Annotated in this window: 14 protein-coding genes; 11 read left to right on the top strand and 3 right to left on the bottom strand. The window is 74.4% G+C overall.

The genetic code is table 11. The features are described 5' to 3' along the window. Positions 1-218 precede the first annotated feature (218 nt). The 4 genes from BJP25_RS21050 (at position 219) to BJP25_RS21035 (ending at position 5,241) form a co-directional block, all read left to right on the top strand. Entirely contained in the window at positions 219-2,012 is a 1,794-nt protein-coding gene (locus tag BJP25_RS21050; RefSeq protein WP_075976702.1) for an AMP-dependent synthetase/ligase, read from the top strand. Positions 2,013-2,290: 278 nt separating this feature from the next. Beyond that, positions 2,291-3,247: an efflux RND transporter periplasmic adaptor subunit gene (locus BJP25_RS21045; protein ID WP_233158186.1), complete on the top strand. Its 957-nt coding sequence runs from the start codon at positions 2,291-2,293 to the stop codon at positions 3,245-3,247. 3 nt (positions 3,248-3,250) lie between these two features. Continuing rightward, on the top strand, positions 3,251-3,949 hold the full coding sequence (locus BJP25_RS21040) for an ABC transporter ATP-binding protein (RefSeq protein WP_084794290.1): 699 nt from the start codon (positions 3,251-3,253) through the stop codon (positions 3,947-3,949). Continuing rightward, positions 3,949-5,241: an ABC transporter permease gene (locus tag BJP25_RS21035; RefSeq protein WP_075976700.1), complete on the top strand. Its 1,293-nt coding sequence runs from the start codon at positions 3,949-3,951 to the stop codon at positions 5,239-5,241. Before BJP25_RS21040 ends, BJP25_RS21035 begins: the two co-directional genes overlap by 1 nt. 63 nt (positions 5,242-5,304) lie before the next feature. Here BJP25_RS21035 and BJP25_RS21030 read toward each other — a convergent pair whose 3' ends face one another. Continuing rightward, complete coding sequence (locus BJP25_RS21030; RefSeq protein WP_075976699.1) at positions 5,305-6,336, bottom strand: methionine synthase; 1,032 nt, start codon at positions 6,334-6,336, stop codon at positions 5,305-5,307. Between the two features lie 150 nt (positions 6,337-6,486). On the opposite strand from BJP25_RS21030, the gene BJP25_RS21025 reads away from it, so the two are divergent. After that, a complete protein-coding gene (locus BJP25_RS21025) occupies positions 6,487-7,374 on the top strand; it encodes a serine/threonine dehydratase (RefSeq protein ID WP_075976749.1) in 888 nt (295 codons plus the stop codon). 23 nt (positions 7,375-7,397) lie between these two features. Here BJP25_RS21025 and BJP25_RS21020 read toward each other — a convergent pair whose 3' ends face one another. Then, a complete protein-coding gene (locus tag BJP25_RS21020) occupies positions 7,398-8,327 on the bottom strand; it encodes a LysR family transcriptional regulator (RefSeq protein ID WP_075976698.1) in 930 nt (309 codons plus the stop codon). A gap of 71 nt (positions 8,328-8,398) precedes the next feature. On the opposite strand from BJP25_RS21020, the gene BJP25_RS21015 reads away from it, so the two are divergent. The 6 genes from BJP25_RS21015 (at position 8,399) to BJP25_RS20990 (ending at position 15,398) form a co-directional block, all read left to right on the top strand. Further along, positions 8,399-9,124 carry a succinate dehydrogenase cytochrome b subunit gene (locus BJP25_RS21015; protein ID WP_075976697.1) on the top strand — a complete coding sequence of 242 codons (726 nt, stop codon included), beginning with the start codon at positions 8,399-8,401 and terminating at the stop codon, positions 9,122-9,124. Between the two features lie 9 nt (positions 9,125-9,133). Then, positions 9,134-11,074, top strand: coding sequence for a fumarate reductase/succinate dehydrogenase flavoprotein subunit (locus tag BJP25_RS21010; protein WP_075976696.1), 1,941 nt, complete (start codon positions 9,134-9,136; stop codon positions 11,072-11,074). Further along, positions 11,071-11,814: a succinate dehydrogenase/fumarate reductase iron-sulfur subunit gene (locus BJP25_RS21005; RefSeq protein WP_075976695.1), complete on the top strand. Its 744-nt coding sequence runs from the start codon at positions 11,071-11,073 to the stop codon at positions 11,812-11,814. Before BJP25_RS21010 ends, BJP25_RS21005 begins: the two co-directional genes overlap by 4 nt. A 65-nt stretch (positions 11,815-11,879) precedes the next feature. After that, complete coding sequence (locus BJP25_RS21000) at positions 11,880-12,533, top strand: hypothetical protein (protein WP_075976694.1); 654 nt, start codon at positions 11,880-11,882, stop codon at positions 12,531-12,533. Between the two features lie 137 nt (positions 12,534-12,670). Beyond that, complete coding sequence (gene ligA / locus BJP25_RS20995) at positions 12,671-14,866, top strand: NAD-dependent DNA ligase LigA (protein ID WP_233158189.1); 2,196 nt, start codon at positions 12,671-12,673, stop codon at positions 14,864-14,866. Between the two features lie 19 nt (positions 14,867-14,885). Further along, positions 14,886-15,398: a GNAT family N-acetyltransferase gene (locus tag BJP25_RS20990; RefSeq protein WP_075976693.1), complete on the top strand. Its 513-nt coding sequence runs from the start codon at positions 14,886-14,888 to the stop codon at positions 15,396-15,398. 297 nt (positions 15,399-15,695) lie between these two features. Here BJP25_RS20990 and BJP25_RS20985 read toward each other — a convergent pair whose 3' ends face one another. Next, complete coding sequence (locus BJP25_RS20985; RefSeq protein ID WP_075976692.1) at positions 15,696-16,349, bottom strand: ACT domain-containing protein; 654 nt, start codon at positions 16,347-16,349, stop codon at positions 15,696-15,698. Positions 16,350-16,397: the final 48 nt, after the last annotated feature.

The raw sequence follows: 16,397 nt of genomic DNA, 5'->3' as shown, positions 1-16,397 counted from the left end.
GCCCAGCTCATGATCGCCGCAGGGCCCCGCCCGAACGGGATCACCACGTCGAGTTGGCCCTGGAGATCCCGCAGTCCGTCGAGCCCTCCGGGTCGCGTCGCGGCCGTGCTTCAGAACCGGGCAAAACGGCCTGTGGACACCGGGCGCGGGTGTTCCTACGATCAAGCCCCTGTGTCCTGCGACACAACTGCCCGCCCGAGGACGTGGAGGTCCCGCGCATGAGCACTCCGAACACCCTCTGCGCCGCCTTCCAGGCCACCGCGGAGCGCAACGCCTACCGGGTCGCCGTGCGGACGCCGGGGGACGCGGTGTCGATCACGTGGCGGGAGTTCGACCGGCGGGTGCGGCGGATCGCGGCGGGGTTGGCCGCGCGGGGGGTGCGGCGGGGGGACACGGTGGGGTTGATGTTGACCAACCGGCCGGAGTTCCACCTGGTCGACGCCGCGGTGCTGCACCTGGGGGCGGCGCCGTTCTCGGTCTACAACACCAGTCCGGCCGAGCAGTTGGAGTACGTGTTCTCCAACGCCGGGAACCGGGTGGTGGTGACCGAATCGCGGTTCGTCCCGGTGCTGCGGGAGTCGGGGGACCAGCTGGAGCTGGTGTGCGTCGAGGAGGGGGTGGAGGGGACGACCTCGTTGGCGGAGCTGGAGGGCTCGGGGGCCGAGGACTTCGACTTCGAGGGCGCGTGGCGGGCCGTGCGGCCGGAGGACCTGGCGACGATCATCTACACCTCGGGCACCACCGGGCCGCCCAAGGGGGTGGAGCTGACGCACGCGAACGTGCTGGCGGTGACCGAGGCGGTGCGCGACGCCTACGACTTCGGGCCGGGGGACCGGGGGTTCTCGTTCCTGCCGTCCGCGCACATCGCCGACCGGGTGGTGTCGCACTACGCCACGATCGTCTTCGGCACCATCGTGACCACCGTGGCCGACATCAAGGACGTCGCCACCGCGCTGCCCGACACCCGGCCGCAGATCTTCTTCGCGGTGCCGCGGGTGTGGCAGAAGTTCAAGCTGGCCATCGAGACCGGGTTGGCCGCCGAACCCAGCGGTGCCAAGCGGAAGATCGCGGGGTGGGCGCTGGGCGTGGGGGCGCGCAAGGCCGCGGCGGAGCGGGCGGGCGGGTCGGTGGGCGCGGCGCTGGCGTTCCAGCACCGGGTGGCGGACAAGCTCGTGCTGTCGAAGCTGCGGGAGCGGCTGGGGTTGGACGAGGCGAAGCTGACCGCGTCCGGGGCCGCGGCGATCCCGGTGGAGACGCTGGAGTTCTTCGCGGGCATCGGGATCACCGTCTACGAGATCTGGGGCATGTCCGAGACCGGCGGGCTGGGCACCTCCACCCGCGTCGGGCACGAGAAGCTGGGCAGCGTCGGGCGGCCCGTGCACGGCGCCGAGGTGGAGCTGGCCGAGGACGGCGAGCTGCTCATCCGCGGCGCGTCGGTGATGCGCGGCTACCGCAACGACCCGGTGCGCACCGCCGAGACCGTCGACGCCGACGGGTGGGTGCACACCGGTGACATCGGGGTGCGCGACGAGCAGGGGTTCATCTCCATCGTCGACCGCAAGAAGGAGCTGATCATCAGCTCCTCCGGCAAGAACATGTCCCCCACCAACATCGAGAACGCGATCAAGGCGGCCAGCTCCACCATCGGCCAGGTGGTGGCGATCGGGGACGACCGGCCCTACATCTCCGCGCTCATCGTCCTCGACCAGGACGCCGCCGCCGCGCTGGCCAAGCAGAACGGGCTGCCCGACGGGTCGCCCGCCGCGGTCGCCGAGCACACCGCGGTGCGCGAGCTGGTGTCCGACGCGGTGCGCCGGGGCAACGCCAAGCTGGCGCGCATCGAGCAGGTCAAGCGGTTCCGCATCCTCCCCGCGTTCTGGGAGCCCGGCGGCGACGAGCTGACCCCCACGCTCAAGCTGCGCCGCAAGCCCATCGCGGAGAAGTACGCCCACCACATCGACGACCTCTACGCCGCCTCGCCCACCGCCGAGACCGTCAACCTCGGCGGCTGACACCCCGACCTCGCGCCCCCAAGGTTCACACCCCCAGGAGAGCCGCTACCCGCACGAGCGGGTGGCGGCTCTCCGCCGTGCGGGCAACCGCGGGGTCGCCGGGGCGTCTCCCGTGCGGGGGCATCGCACGACGACGATTCACCAATCCCGCGACACCACGAGTATACCTATGGTGTATACATTGCGTGTCTAGTGTCGATCGGCGCGCGTCGATGGGGGTTCTGGTGAGTGTTCGACCCGGTGTTCCAAGGCCCGTCCCGGTGGTGCCCTGCGCCGCCGTGCTCGGGGTCGTCCTGCTGGTCGCGGGCTGCTCCAGCGGCTCGCCCGCCGAGCCCGTGCCCACGCTCGCCGAGCGCGGAACCACGCTGACGACGGTGAAGCCGAGCAGGCAGGACATGACCAACAAGGTGAGCCTGGACGGCACGGTGACGATCAACCCGGTGTTCGGGCTCGTCGCCCCCGTGGACGGGCAGATCCGCTACGCGGAGGTCAAAGCAGGCAAGGGAACGCCCACCAAGCCCACCCGCGCGGGCGCGGTGTGGGCGGGCGGGCGGTCCACCGCGATCGACGTCCCCGCGGGGTCCACCTTCGCGGGCAGGCTCGTCGACGACCGTGCCACCGTCACCGCCGGGATGCCCGTGGTGTCGGCGGAGTACGGCGGCTACGGCATCGTCGCGGAGGTCGACGGCGCGCAGGCCTACACCCTCACCGACGGCCTGGCCACGGTCACCGCCCAGATCACCAGCGGACCCGGGCCCTTCGACTGCGCCGTGCTCGGCACCATCGCCGCGCTGCCGCCGGGCACCATCCCCGAACCGCCGCCCGCCACCGTCCCCACTGGACAGCCGGACCCGTCCGCGCCGCCGCAGGCCCCGCAGCAGGCGCCGCAGCAGCCCACCGGCTCGCGTGAACCGTCCGCGGCCACCGGGATGCGGCTGGTCTGCACCCCGCCCGCCGGGGTGAAGCTGATCAACGGCGCCACCGCCACCCTGGAGGTCGTCACCGCGCGGGCCACCGGCGTGCTGGTCGCGCCGGTCGAGGCCGTCGCTGGGCGCCAGGGCGCGGGCAAGGTCGACGTCGTCGACGCCCAGGGCCGCCGCACCACCCGCGACGTCGTGCTGGGCATGACGGACGGGCGGGTCGTGGAGGTCAAGTCCGGGCTCACCGGCGCGGAATCCCTGGCCGTGCCCGGCCCGGACCTGCCCGCCGCGCCGCGGCCGACCCAGGGGGGCTGACGGGTGGACCCGCTCCTGGAGTTGACCGGCATCACCAAGACCCTGACCGGCCAGGGGGCGCCGCGCCCGGTCCTGGCGGGCGCCGACCTGCGCCTGGCCGCGGGCGAGAGCGTGGCCATCCTCGGCCGCTCCGGCTCGGGCAAGAGCACCCTGCTGAGCCTCGTCGGGCTGTTCGACCGGCCCGACGACGGCCGCTACCTGCTCGCGGGCCAGGACATCACCCGCGTCCCCGAGCGCCGCGCCGCCCGGCTGCGCAGCGAGCACTTCGGGTTCGTCTTCCAGCGGTTCTTCCTGCTCAAGCACCTCACCGCCGCGCAGAACGTGGCCATGGCCCTGGTCAACGGGCAGGGCTGGGCGGGGCGGCGGGAACGCCGCGCGCGGGTGGCGGCCGCGCTGGAGGCGGTCGGCATCGCGCACCTGGCCGAGCACCGGCCGCCGCGGCTGTCCGGCGGCGAGCAGCAGCGGGTGGCCATCGCCCGCGCCCTGGTGCGCGGCCCGCGCGTCCTGCTCGCCGACGAGCCCACCGGCGCCCTGGACACCGAGACCGGCGCGTTGGTCATCGAGGCGCTGCACGCGGTCACCGCGCGCGGGTGCGGGCTGGTGCTGGTCACCCACGACCACGCCCACGCCGACCGGATGCAGCGCGTCGTCCGCCTCGTCGACGGGGTCCTGCGGCCCGAGCCGAAGGGGGTGCCTGCCTGATGGCGCTCTCCGGCCGGTTCCGCTCCGCTCTCGTCATCGGCGGCCAGGGCATCCGCGCCCGCAAGCTGCGCACGGCCCTGTCCGTGGTGAGCCTGTTCCTCGGCGTGCTCGCGGTGGTCGCCGTGCAGGCCGGGTCCGAGATCGCCCACCGCGCGCTGCTCGCGGACGTGGAGCTCTCCCAGGGCCGCGACGGCGCCGTCCTGGCCACCCTGCCCGGCCACCCGCGCGGGCTCGACGTCGTGCGCGAGGTGCTGCGCGATCACCCCGACGTCGTCGCCACCACCTCCACCCTGGCAGTCCTCGGTGAGCCGAACACCCAACCGGTGAACCCGGGCGCCCTGCCCTTCGAGTACGCGGGGATGGGCTACGGCGGCCCGGACCTGGTGTGCGACAGCGGAGGGACGTGCAGGCCCGCCGCCCCCGGCGACCGTCCCAAGCCCGACGGGCAGGCCATCTCGCTCATGCTGACCGGGCTCATCGGGGACATCCGGCAGTTCCGGCCGTTCCCGCAGCAGTCGGGGCAGTGGTTGTCCTTCGACGGCGCGCCATCCCTGTCACCGGGGCTGGTGCTCAACAAGGAGGCGGCCGCGGGCCTCTCCCGGTACACCGTGCCCGCGCAGTTGCACGTCGACGGCGCCCCGGTCGACGCGACGCCGCGCATCCTCGGCGTGGTGGACGACGGGTCCAGCCAGCCAACGGCCTACCTGCGCGCCGATGAGCTGCACACCTGGCTCGACCCGGCCCGCGGGGCGCAGATGTCGCTGTATCTGTGGCCCTCGGCGGAATCGGTGGTGCACACGCTGCGGGCGCGGTTCGAGGCGGTGGGCTCGCGGGACGGCATCTACGAGCGCACGATCGACTCCCAGGAGCGCATCGGCTCGCAGTTGGCCCTGATGCGCTGGATCTTCCTGGGGATGGCCGTGCTCGTGCTGCTCATCGGCGTCGCGGGAATCCTCAACGTCGGCCTGGCGACGGTGGGCGAGCGCGTGGAGGAGTTCGCGCTGCGCCGGGCGGTCGGCACGCCGAGGGTGCTGCTGGCCGGGATCGTGCTGAGCGAGACGCTGATCACCGGGTTGCTCACGGCGGGGTCGGCGATCGGCGCCGGGGCGCTGGGGTTGCAGGCCGCCGAGCGGCTGTTCGGGTCCCAGCACGCCATGCTGCGCGACCTCGGCTTCCCCTGGCAGGCGGGCGTCGCCGGGATCGTCGCCGGTGTCGCCGCGGGCGTCCTCGGGGGGCTGCTGCCCGCGATCCGGGCCGCCCGCATCCCCATCGCCGCGGTGATGCGGGCCTGAACGGGCGGCGTGGAGCCGTGTCCGGCCGGTCGGGGGGTCGTGGCGGAGGATGAGACCCCCAGTTCACCAGGACTCGGGGTCCTCCGCGAACACCCGCCCCAGGTCCCGGGTGAGCGCGAGCGCCTTGCGCGCCCACGCGGGCGAGGCGCCCCCCAGCCCGCACGTGGGGGTCGGCACGGCCAGCTCGGGCAGCCGCACCCTGGCGAACCCCAGCCGGTCGGCCAGGGCGAGCGCGGGGGCGCCCAGCTGCCGCAGGGTCGGGGTGCTCGCCGGGTCGGTGCTCGGGACGACGCCGAGGAAGAACACCGCCCCGGAGTCCCACGTCTCGCCCAGCTGGTCGAGGTAGGCCGCGGACGCCCCGCCCAGCAGCGTCACGTCGAACGAGATGCCCGTGGCCCCCGCCTCGCGGAACAGCGCCACCGGCGGGCGCTTGGCGCAGCAGTGCACGACGACCGGCTGACCGGAGGCCTTCTTCGCCGCGTCCACCACCCGCTCCAGCACCTCGCGCGCCTCCGGCTCCGGCACCGGAGCCACCGTGCCGAGCCCCGAGGGCGTGGGCAGCGCGCCCGCGAGCACCGCCGTGATCGACGGCTCGTCGACCTGCACGACCACCTCGGCGCCGGTGCGCCGCTTGACCTCCGCGACGTGCCGGGTCAGCCCCTCGCCCAGCGACTCGGTGAACTCCCGCAGCGCGCCGGGGTCGGTGAGCACCCGGTGGCCCCGGGGCAGCTCCACGTTCGCCGTGAGCGTCCACGGGCCCACGACCTGCACCTTGACCAGCCCCGGCTTGGTCGTCGCGGCGGCCTCCTCCAGCGCGTCGAGGTCCCAGCGCATCAGGTCCTCGGCGCGCCGGTGGTCGACGCCGGGGTGCGCGGTCCAGCGGTAGCCCGAGGGCACGACCTCCACCGGCAGGTCCACCAGCAGCCCCGCGGTGCGCCCGACCAGGTCCGCGCCCAGCCCCCGGCCGGGCAGCTCGGTCAGGTGCGGGAAGTCGGGCAGTTCGCCGAGGACCACCGCGGCGGCCTCGCGGGGGTCGGTGCCGGGGAGGGACCCGATCGAGGTCGCCGCGCCCGCGGGCCAGGGTGTCGCGCTCATCCCGGAAGTGTGTCCGATGCCGCGACCTACAGTGGGGACGACCCCCCGGGCGCCGCGCACGGCGGCACCCCGCGCCGGGCAGTGCGGAGGCAGGCAGTGAGCAGGGCAGTGGACGGGACCACCGGGCGCGCGGCGGTGGACGCGGCGGCCGTGGACGCGGCGGCGGTGCGGGCGGCGGCCGGGCGGATCGCCCCGCACGCCCGGCGCACCCCCGTCCTGCGCACCGAGGTCGGCGGCAGGCCCGTGGTGCTGAAGCTGGAGCACCTCCAGCTCAGCGGGTCCTTCAAGCTGCGCGGCGCGCTCAACGCCCTGCTCGCGGGCGGCCTGCCCGACGCCGTCGTCACCGCCTCCGGCGGCAACCACGGCGCGGCGGTGGCCGCCGCCGCCCGCCTGCTCGGCGTCCCCGCCACCGTCTTCGTGCCCGAGTCCGTGCCGGAGGTCAAGGCCCGCCTGATCGAGGCCCAGGGCGCCCGGCTCGTGCGCGGGGGCGCGACCTACGCCGACTCCGCCCTGGCCGCGGTCGCCGCCGCCGACGCAGGCGGCGCGCTGTACCTGCCCGCCTACGACCACCCGCTCGTGGTCGCGGGCCAGGGGACCTGCGCGGCGGAGGTCGTCGCGGAGGTCCCGGAGGTCGACAGCATCGTCGTCGCGGTCGGCGGCGGTGGCCTGGCGGCGGGCACGGCCCTCAGCGGCGTGCGCACCGTGGCGGTCGAGCCCACCGGGTGCTGCGCCCTGCGCGACGCCCTCGACGCGGGCCGCCCCGTCGACTCCGCCACGGACTCGATCGCCGCCTCGGCCCTGGGCGCGACCAGGGTCGGCGACCTGCCGTTCGCCGTGCTCCGCGACGCGCAAGCGCTTTCGGTGCTGGTCGACGACGCCGACATCCTGGCCGCCCGCGACCTGCTGTGGTCGGAGTTCCGGCTGGCCGTGGAGCCCGCCGCGGCGGCCCCGCTGGCCGCCCTCCTGGCCGGTGCGGTGCCCGGCGACCTGCCCGCCCTGATCGTGTGCGGCGCCAACTCGCAGTGGCTCGCCGGCTGAGCGACCCTGCCTGCCGGGCCCGGTCAGCGGTCCGCGGCGGGCACCTCGACGCCGACCGGCAGCGCGTCGGCGGCCACCAGCGCGTCCAGGTGCCCCAGCAGCACCGACCGGAACGCCCGCGCGGCCGCCGTCGGGGGCACGTCCGTGCGGTGCGCCAAGGCGATGGTGCGCCGGATGCCCGGTCCGGACAGCGGGGTGGCGCGCAGCCGCGGCCGCCCGGGCAGCACCAGGCTCGGCACCAGCGCCAGGCCCAGGCCCGCCTCGACGAACCGCAGCACCGCGTCCATCTCCCCGCCCTCCACCGCCAGCACCGGCTCGAACCCGGCCGCCCGGCACGCCTGCAACGTCGTCTCGCGCAGGTCGTAGCCGGTGCGGAACATGCACAGCGGCCTGTCCCGCAGGTACTCCAGCGGCACCTGGTCGGGCAGGTCGTCGGCCGCCGAGGCCACCACCAGGTGCTCGCGCAGCACGGGGGTGCTGGTCAGCGCCGGGTCCACGCCCTGCGGCGGGACGATCACCATGGCCAGGTCGAGCTCGCCGCCGAGCAGGGCCGCGGTCAGGTCGCGGGAGCCGCCCTCCTCCACCAGCAGCCGGATGCCCGGGTACTGGTCGTGGAAGGTGCGCAGCGCGTCGGCGAGCACGCCCACGCAGACGCTGGGGGTGGCGCCCAGCCGGATGCGGCCCCGGCGCAGCCCCACCAGCTCCGCGACCTCCTGGTGCGCGGTGTCCACGTCGGACAGGATGCGCTTGGCCACCGGCAGCAGCGCCTCGCCAGCCGGGGTCAGGGTGATGTTGCCCCGGGCGCGGGAGAACAGCGGCGCGCCCAGCTCCGACTCCAGCGCCTGCACCTGCTTGCTCAGTGAGGGCTGCGCCACACGCGCCCGCTGCGCCGCCCGCGTGAAGTGCCGCGTCTCGGCCACTGCCAGGAAGTACGCGAGCTGCTGGAGCGTCATAGCCCCAGGCTATCGTGTCGAGCCCGATCATGTATTGGACGACTTGTCGCGGGCGCTCCTAGCGTGGCGGCATGACCACCACCCAGGTCGCGGGATCCCAGCAACGGCACCGGAAGCGGCAGTCGGCGCTGCTGCGCCTGTGGTCGTCCACGGTCGGCAAGAAGGCCGTCATGGCGGTGTCCGGCGCGGTCCTGCTCCTCTACGTCGTCGCGCACATGGCGGGCAACCTCAAGGCGTTCGCGGGACCGGGCGCGCTCGACTCCTACGGGCGCTTCCTGCGCGAGTTCGGCGCACCCGTCCTCGGGCACGGCGGGCTGCTGTGGGTGGTGCGCGTGGTGCTGCTGCTCGCCGTGGTGCTGCACATGACCGCCGCGGTGCAGCTCGCCCGCCGGGCCCGCCGCGCCCGCCCGGTCGGCTACGCCAAGCGCGCCAAGGTCCAGGGCAGCTACGCCGCCCGCACGATGCGCTGGGGCGGGGTGATCATCGCCCTGTTCGTGGTCTACCACCTGCTCGACCTCACCGCGGGCGTGCTCAACCCCAACGGCGTGCCGGGCCAGATCCACGCCAACGTCGTCGCGGACTTCCAGCACTGGTACGTGGTGCTCGCCTACACCCTCGCCGTCGTCGCGCTCGGCTTCCACCTGCGGCACGGGGTGTTCAGCGCGCTGCGCAGCCTGGGCGTCGCCAGCGCGAAGCGGGCCGCCGCCGTGCGCGCCACCGCCCTGGGCGTGGCCGTGGTGGTCACGGCCGGGTTCCTGTCCGTGCCGTTCGCCGTCCTCTTCGGAATCATCGCCTAGGAGCCCGCCGTGCACCCCTCCGCAGAGCAGCCCTGGACCGAGGGCGAGCCGATCACCGACACCCGCGCGCCGGACGGCCCGCTGGAGACCCGCTGGGAGCGCCGCCGGTTCGCCGCCCGCCTGGTGAACCCGGCCAACCGCCGCAAGCTCACCGTCATCGTCGTCGGCACCGGCCTCGCGGGCGGGTCCGCGGCGGCGACCCTGGGCGAGCTGGGCTACAACGTCCTGTCCTTCTGCTACCAGGACAGCCCCCGCCGCGCGCACAGCATCGCCGCGCAGGGCGGCATCAACGCCGCCAAGAACTACCGCGGCGACGGCGACAGCGTGCACCGGCTGTTCCACGACACCGTCAAGGGCGGCGACTTCCGCTCCCGCGAGTCCAACGTCTACCGCCTCGCGCAGGTGAGCACCCAGATCATCGACCAATGCGTCGCCCAGGGCGTGCCGTTCGCCCGCGAGTACGGCGGGCTGCTCGACACCCGCTCCTTCGGCGGCGCCCAGGTCTCCCGCACCTTCTACGCGCGCGGCCAGACCGGCCAGCAGCTGCTGCTCGGCGCCTACCAGGCCCTCGCCCGCCAGGTGCACGCCGGGACGGTGAAGACCCACCCGCGCACGGAGATGCTGGACCTGGTCGTCTCCGACGGCAGGGCGCGCGGTGTCGTCGTGCGCGACCTGGTCACCGGGGAGATCTCCGCGCACCTGGCCGACGCCGTCGTCCTCGCGACGGGCGGCTACGGCAACGTCTTCCACCTGTCCACCAACGCCAAGGGGTGCAACACCACCGCGATCTGGCGCGCCCACAAGAAGGGCGCCCTGTTCGCCAACCCCTGCTACACCCAGATCCACCCCACGTGCATCCCCGTCAGCGGCGACCACCAGTCGAAGCTGACGCTGATGAGCGAATCCCTGCGCAACGACGGGCGGGTGTGGGTCCCCGTGCAGGCGGGCGACACCCGCGCCCCCGGCGACATCCCCGAGGACGAGCGGGACTACTACCTCGAACGCCTCTACCCGTCGTTCGGCAACCTGGTGCCGCGCGACATCGCCTCCCGCGAGGCCAAGGACGTCTGCGACGCCGGGCGGGGTGTGGGCCCCGGCGGGTTGGGGGTGTACCTGGACTTCGCCGACGCCATCGCCCGCCTCGGCAAGGACGCCGTCGCCGCCAAGTACGGCAACCTCTTCGAGATGTACCAGCGCATCACCGACGAGGACCCCTACGAGGTGCCCATGCGCATCTACCCCGCCGTGCACTACACGATGGGCGGGCTGTGGGTGGACTACGACCTGCGCAGCACGATCCCCGGCCTGTTCGTCATCGGTGAGGCCAACTTCTCCGACCACGGCGCCAACCGCCTCGGCGCGAGCGCGCTCATGCAGGGCCTGGCGGACGGGTACTTCGTGCTGCCCGCGGTGATCGGCGACTACCTGGCGGACGGGCCCTTCGGCGCCGTGCCCGACCGCGACGTGGACGCGGTGGAGGACGACGTCCGCGCGAAGGTCGCCGCGCTGCTGGCCGTCGACGGCGACCGCACCGCCGAGTCGTTCCACCGCGAGCTGGGCAGGCTCATGTGGGACCTGTGCGGGATGGAGCGCAGCGCCGAGGGCCTGCGCAAGGCGCTGGAGCGCATCCCCGCGCTGCGCGCCGAGTTCTGGCGCCGGGTCAAGGTCACCGGCTCCGGCGACCGGCTCAACCAGGAGCTGGAGAAGGCGGGCCGGGTCGCGGACTTCCTGGAGCTGGCCGAGCTGATGTGCGTGGACGCCCTGCACCGCACCGAGTCCTGCGGCGGGCACTTCCGCGTCGAGTCGCAGACCCCCGACGGCGACGCGCGCCGCGACGACGAGCACTTCGCCTACGTCGCGGCCTGGGAGCACACCGGCGCCGAGCCGGTGCTGCACCGCGAGCACCTGGGGTTCGAGGCAGTCACCCCGTCCGTGAGGAGCTACCGGTGAAGTACACGCTGAAGGTGTGGCGCCAGTCCGGCCCGCAGGACGCGGGCGGGTTGGTGGAGTACGAGGTGGACGACGTCAGCCCCGACATGTCGTTCCTGGAGGTGCTGGACGTCCTCAACGAACGGCTCGTCCTCGCGGGCGAGGACCCCGTGGCCTTCGACCACGACTGCCGCGAGGGCATCTGCGGGATGTGCGGATTGATGATCGACGGCGTGGCGCACGGCCCCGAGCGCGCCACCACCACCTGCCAGCTGCACATGCGCCACTTCGACCCCGCGCACCCGATCGTCGTCGAGCCGTGGCGGGCCGCGCCGTTCCCGGTGGTGCGCGACCTCGTGGTCGACCGGTCCGCGCTCGACCGGATCGTCGAGGCGGGCGGCTACATCTCCGCGCCCACCGGCTCGGCGCCGGAGGCGCACGCCGTCGCGGTGCCCAAGCCGGACGCGGACGCCGCGTTCGAGGCGGCGGCCTGCATCGGCTGCGGCGCCTGCGTGGCGGCCTGCCCCAACGGGTCGTCGATGCTGTTCACCGCGGCCAAGCTCACCCACCTGGGCAAGGTGCCGCAGGGGCAGCCCGAGCGCTGGTCCCGCGCCAGGGACATGCTCGACGCCCAGGACGACCTGGGCTTCGGCGGGTGCACCCAGACCGGTGAGTGCACCGCCGTGTGCCCCAAGGGCATCCCGCTGACCACCATCGCCACCCTCAACCGGGACGTGCTCACCGCCGCGTTCCGCGACTGAGCGCCACCCGGCGGGGGAATCGCGGAACGGCACCACCGGGCCGGGCCCGCGGGCACAATCGGGGCATGACGTGGTTCCGCCTGCCCCAGCGCTCCGCCAAGCCCGCTCCCGCGCCCGAGCGCCCCGACCCGGCCGAGGCGGCCGCGCGGTTCTGGGACGGCTGGCACGAGCTGCTGCCGGAGGTCGCCGCCGCGCTGGGGGAGGGCGAGCCGCACCGGGTGGAGAACGCCCTGTGCGAGCTGGTCGCCGCGCTGCACCCGGACCTGCACTTCTCCCTCGACCGGGGGCAGGTGGCGATCTACTCGCTGGTGGTCTCCGGGCAGGAGGACCCGGCGCTGCGCCCGGTCACCGACGCCTGGAAGGCCGCTGCGCCGCCGGACGGCACCCTCTGGGAGTACCACGACTCCGTCCCGCCGGTGCCCGACCCCACCGGGGTGGTGGTGAACCTGGGCCCGCACCGGGTCGCGCTTGCGGACGTGCGGGTGCACGTGCAGGTGGACGAGGCGGCGGGCGTGGTCGACGTGGCCGTGCACCACCCGGTGCTCGCGGAGCTGGACGAGCCCGCCCGCGCCGCGCTCACCTTCCTGCCGCTCGACGCCGCCCTGGGCGAGCGGCTGGCCGGGCGGCGGCTGCGCAGGGTGGAGACCGCCGCGACCGAGCCCGTTGACTGCGTCGACCTGCTTGAGCTGCGCAGACTCGTGCGGGCGATGACCGGCTGAGGGCGGGTTTTGTCGTCCCCCGGCGATAGTGTGGGGGTGTGAACGGAGCTGAGCAGGACCCCCGCCACGACCCGACCGGCGACCTGGCGGACCCCACCGCGGACCTCACCGCCGTCCCCGCGCGGGCCGGGGGTGCCGTGGAGGTCGAGGGCGTCGAGGACGTGCCCGCGGACGTGCGGGAGCGCCACGCCGCCCTCAGCGAGGAGCTGCTGGGCCACCAGTTCGCCTACTACGTCCGGGACGCGCCCACCATCTCCGACGGCGAGTTCGACGAGCTGCTGCGCGAGCTCCAGGCGATCGAGGAGCGCCACCCCGCGCTGGTGACCCCGCAGTCGCCCACCCAGCGCGTCGGCGGCACCTTCTCCACCGAGTTCGCCGCCGTGGACCACCTGGAGCGGATGCTCAGCCTGGACAACGCCTTCGACGTCGACGAGGTGGGCGCCTGGGTGGACCGGGTGCGCAAGGAGGTCGGCGACGGCGCGCACTACCTGTGCGAGCTGAAGATCGACGGCCTGGCGATCAACCTGCTCTACGAGGGCGGTCGCCTCACCAGGGCCCTCACCCGCGGCGACGGCCGCACCGGCGAGGACGTCACGCTCAACGTCCGCACCATGCGCGACGTCCCCGAGCGGCTCACCGGCACCGACGAGTTCCCCGTGCCGGAGCTGGTGGAGGTGCGCGGCGAGGTGTTCCTGCGGGTGGAGGACTTCACCGAGCTCAACGCCGCGCTGGTCGAGGCGGGCAAGGCGCCGTTCGCCAACCCGCGCAACACCGCCGCCGGGTCGCTGCGGCAGAAGGACCCGAAGGTCACCGCGTCCCGCCCGCTGCGGATGATCTGCCACGGCCTCGGCAAGCGGGTGGGGTTCGAGCCCACCGCCCAGTCCGAGTCGTACCGGGCGCTGGCGGCGTGGGGGCTGCCGGTGTCCGCGCACACCAGGGTGATCGCCGACCCGGCGGAGCTGGCGGGCCACATCCGGTACTGGGGCGAGCACCGCCACGACGCCGAGCACGAGATCGACGGTGTGGTCATCAAGGTCGACGAGGTGGCCGCGCAGCGGCGGCTGGGGTCCACCTCGCGCGCGCCGCGCTGGGCCATCGCCTTCAAGTACCCGCCGGAGGAGGCGACCACGACGCTGCTCGACATCCGCGTCAACGTCGGCCGCACCGGTCGGGTGACCCCGTTCGCGGTGATGGCCCCGGTGAAGGTCGCGGGCTCCACCGTCGAGCTGGCCACCCTGCACAACGCCGCCGAGGTCGAGCGCAAGGGCGTGCTCATCGGGGACCGGGTGGTCATCCGCAAGGCGGGCGACGTGATCCCCGAGGTGCTGGGCCCGGTCGTGGAGGCCAGGCCCGCCGACGCGCGCGCCTTCGCGATGCCCACCGAGTGCCCGGAGTGCGGCACCGCGCTGCGGCACGAGAAGGAGGGCGACGTCGACATCCGCTGCCCCAACGCCCGCACCTGCCCGGCGCAGCTGCGCGAGCGGCTGTTCCACCTGGCGGGCCGGGGCGCGTTCGACATCGAGGTGCTCGGCTACGAGGCCGCCGCCGCGCTGCTCGCCTCGGGCGCCATCGCCGACGAGGGCGACGTCTTCGACCTCACCGAGGACGACCTGCTGGGCGTGGACCTGTTCCGCACCAAGGCCGGTGAGCTGTCGGCCAACGGGCACAAGCTGGTGCGCAACCTGGCCGCCGCCAAGGACCGCCCGCTGTGGCGGGTCCTGGTCGCGCTGTCGATCCGCCACGTCGGCCCCACCGCCGCCCGCGCCCTGGCCCGCGAGTTCGGCTCGGTGGCCGCCGTCGCCGAGGCCGACGAGCAGGCCCTGGCCGACGCCGAGGGCGTGGGCCCCACCATCGCCGCCTCGGTGCGCGAGTGGTTCGCCGTCGACTGGCACCGGGAGGTGGTGGCGAAGTGGACGGCCGCGGGCGTGCGGGTGGCCGAGGACCGCGACGAGTCCACCCCGCGCACCCTGGAGGGCCTGTCCATCGTCGTCACCGGCAGCCTCACCACCCACTCCCGCGACGAGGCCAAGGAGGCCATCCTCAGCCGCGGCGGCAAGGCCTCCGGCTCGGTGTCGAAGAAGACCGCCTTCGTCGTGGTGGGCGAGGCCCCCGGCACCAAGTACGACAAGGCCCTCCAGCTCAAGGTCCCCGTCCTCGACGAGCGCGGCTTCGCCGTCCTGCTCTCCGACGGCCCCGACGCCGCCCGCCCCCTCGCCACCACCGGCGACCCCACCGCCGGAGCCGCCCCGGCCGACGCCGGAGCGGGCACCGACCCCGCCGCGGGCGCCGACGGATCCACCACCCCCGACGATTCCCTCGACACCCCCGCCTGACGAGCACAGGGAGCCCCCCGTGTCCGACATCTCGGTCAGACCCGCCCGAGTGGACGAACTGCCCGCCATCGGCGCCCTCACCATCGCCGCCTACCGCGCCGACGGCTACCTCCCCGAGTCGGGAGACCCCACCGGCTACGCCGCCACCCTCTCCGACGCCGACTCCCGCATGCGCTCCGCCGAGCTCCTGGTCGCCGTCGACACCACCGGCACCCTCCTGGGCACCGTCACCATCGCCCTCCCCGGCACCCCCTACGCCGAGATCAGCCGCGAGGGCGAACTGGAGTTCCGCATGCTCGCCGTCAGCACCCGGGCCCGCAACCGCGGCGTCGGCGAAACCCTCGTCCGCGCCGTCTTCACCCGAGCCCGGGAACTGGCCCTGCCCACCATCGTCCTGTGCAGCTCCCGCACCATGTCCACCGCCCACCGCCTCTACGAACGCCTCGGCTTCCGCCGCCTCCCCGACCGCGATTGGCGCCCCGGCCCCGAAGTCGAACTGCTCGCCTACGCCGCCCCGGTCCCCACCTCCTGAGCCCCCACCGCACCTCCACGCACACCACTTCCCGCCCCCAGCAGCCAACGCGAAGTAGAGGCGAGCGCCCACAAGCCGAGCCCGGACAGCGGGCTCTGCCCGGTTGGGTGGATCCGCTTGGTCGGGGGAGGCGATCATGTGCTACCCAACGGGACGGGCGGGCGTCTTTTCAGCCCGCCTTTTCCCCGCCCGCAGCACATGATCGCCGTAGGGGCCCCGACCAAGCGGATCCACCCAACCGGGCCACCCGCCCAACTCCCCGAACCAAGCCCGCACCAAGCAGGCCGGCAAGCAGCCTCAGTCAGGCAGCACGACAGCGACGATCCCCGCCAGGTGCGCCAACCGCGCCACCTCGGCCGCCCGGAACATCGGCCCCCCGGGCCGCCCGACCAGCAGCACCCGGTCCGGCTTGCCCAGCGGTGTCGCGGCCAGTTCCGTGCCCAGCTCGCGCCAGGTGGCGGGCACCCAGCTCTCCTCGCCGTCGAGGACGGTGGCCCGGGGGAGGGGCAGCCAGGGCAGGGGGAGGGTCTGCACGTCGGGGGCGGCGGTGGAGGCGGCGATGCGGTTGCCGCCGCCGGGGGTGGCCGCGACGACGAGGGCCCAGCCCGCCCGGACGATCTTGGGCACGCCCTCGGTGAAGATGGCCAGCCCGGACTTGGGGTCGGCGGCCACCTCCTCGACCAGCTCCAGCTCGCGGTGGGTGTCCAGGACGCCCGCGTACGGGCGCACGGCGTCGACCTCGACGCCCTCGATGGACTCGGCGGCGGTGATGAGGACGTCGGGCAGGCGGCCGCCGGGCAGCTCGACCACCAGGTCGTCGATGGCGGTGCCGCCCACGCGCTCGACCACGTCGACGCTGAGGATGTCGGCGCCGATCGCGCCCAGCGCGGTGGCCACCGCGCCCAGGGTGCCTGGGCTGTCCGGGAGCTGGACCCGGATCAGGAACGACAAGGCGAACGCCTCCCGAACTCGGTGCGCGGAACCCTGCCGCCCGCGCCC

Origin of the sequence: Actinokineospora bangkokensis (genome assembly GCF_001940455.1) — a bacterium.
GTDB classification, from domain to species: Bacteria; Actinomycetota; Actinomycetes; order Mycobacteriales; family Pseudonocardiaceae; genus Actinokineospora; species Actinokineospora bangkokensis.
The sequence above is the reverse complement of the archived record's forward strand: the minus strand, read 5'-3'. Positions and strand labels throughout refer to the sequence as shown.